The sequence below is a fragment of the Streptomyces sp. WELS2 genome (assembly GCF_013870595.1).
In the GTDB taxonomy this organism is placed as follows: Bacteria; Actinomycetota; Actinomycetes; order Streptomycetales; family Streptomycetaceae; genus Streptomyces.
The window spans coordinates 1-1,517 of the sequence record NZ_JACBWZ010001189.1 but is presented as its reverse complement, the minus strand read 5'-3'; the positions used below and the strand labels follow the sequence as shown (position 1 = coordinate 1,517).

Annotated in this window: 1 protein-coding gene; it reads left to right on the top strand. The window is 75.8% G+C overall.

The genetic code is table 11. The annotated features are described in order from the left end of the window. Positions 1 to 494: 494 nt before the first annotated feature. Positions 495 to 1,517 (top strand): aminoacyl--tRNA ligase-related protein (locus H5J33_RS34895; RefSeq protein ID WP_258565612.1); only part of this gene is annotated, 1,023 nt, incomplete at its 3' end.

The following is a 1,517-nucleotide window of genomic DNA, read 5'->3' as shown; positions in this document are numbered from 1 at the left end:
CGTGCCGTGGACGTGCACCCCGCGGAGGTGGCGAGGAGGGGGAGCGCGACGGCACGGGGGAGGCGGGGGACGCGCGGGGATATCGCGGGGGACATCGGTGCCTCCTGGACTGCGTGGCGGCCGGGGTGCCTGGTCTCACGGCACCACCGGGCCGGGCGGCCCACCAGCGCTCGCAGCCCGTACGGGTGAGGGCGTACGGCCGGGGTGCCGCACGGGGAAAACCGGTGGAGCGGCACGTACGGCCCCTGTTACCGTCCCGGCCATGCAGCGCGCCCCGCAGTGCCCGTCGAGCACGACGACGCCGGAGACCGTCCCGGCGCGCTGACACCTGACCAGCATCCGAGCCCCGGGGCGCACGCCCCGGGGCTTCGGCGCATCCCGGGCCGTCCGCCCCCGTCCGCCCCGTCGGAAGGACACCCGTGGACCACCGCACCGACCGCCCCGACCACCGCCGCCTCGGCCGCGAACTCGGCCTCTTCGGCACCGACCCGCTGATGGGCGCCGGACTGCCGTACTGGCTGCCCGACGGCGCCGCCGTCCGGCACACCCTGGAGGAGTACATCCGGGAGGCCGAACGCCGGGCCGGCTACCGGCACGTGTACTCGCCCGTACTCGGCAAACGGGAGCTGTACGAGATCTCCGGGCACTGGGACCACTACCGCGACGACATGTACCCGCCGATGCGGCTCGGCGGCGAAGACGTCGTACTGCGGCCCAGCCTCTGCCCGCACCACGCGCTGATCTACCGCTCCCGCGCCCGCAGCCACCGGGAGCTGCCGCTGCGCATCGCCGAGCTGGGCACCATGCACCGCGCCGAGCTGTCCGGGGTGCTCGGCGGCCTGACCCGGGTGCGCGCCATCCACCTCAACGACGCCCATGTCTTCTGCACCCTGGACCAGGCGGTGGCCGAGGCCCGCGCCGCGCTGGAGCTGATCGGCCGCGCCTACGCCGACCTCGGCATCGAGGCCGTGCGCCACCGCCTCTCCCTGCCCGGCGAAGGCGGCAAGTACGTCGCCGGCCCCGGACTGTGGCGGCGGGCCACCGCGCTGCTGCGGCAGGTCCTGGAAGAGGCCGGGGTGGCGTACGAGGAGGCGCCGGGCGAGGCCGCGTTCTACGGCCCGAAGATCGACGTGCAGATCGCCGACCCGGCGGGCCGCGAGTCCACCCTGTCCACCGTGCAGATCGACTTCCACCAGCCCGCCCGCTTCGGCCTGCGCTACACCGGCCCCGACGGCGCCCGGCACCGGCCGGTGATGGTGCACCGCAGCGTCATCGGCAGCGTGGAGCGGGCCGTCGCCCACCTCGTCGAGACCCACGGCGGCGCCTTCCCGGCCTGGCTGGCGCCGGTCCAGCTGGTCGTGCTGCCGGTGGCCGGCGATCAGCTGGAGCAGGCGGAGCGGCTGGTCCGGGAGGCCGTCGCGCTCGGCCTGCGCGCCGAACTCGCCGGGCCCGACCAGGGCACCCTCGGGGCCAGGATCCGGGCCGCGCGCCTCGTGCCGTACCAGGCGGTGATCGGC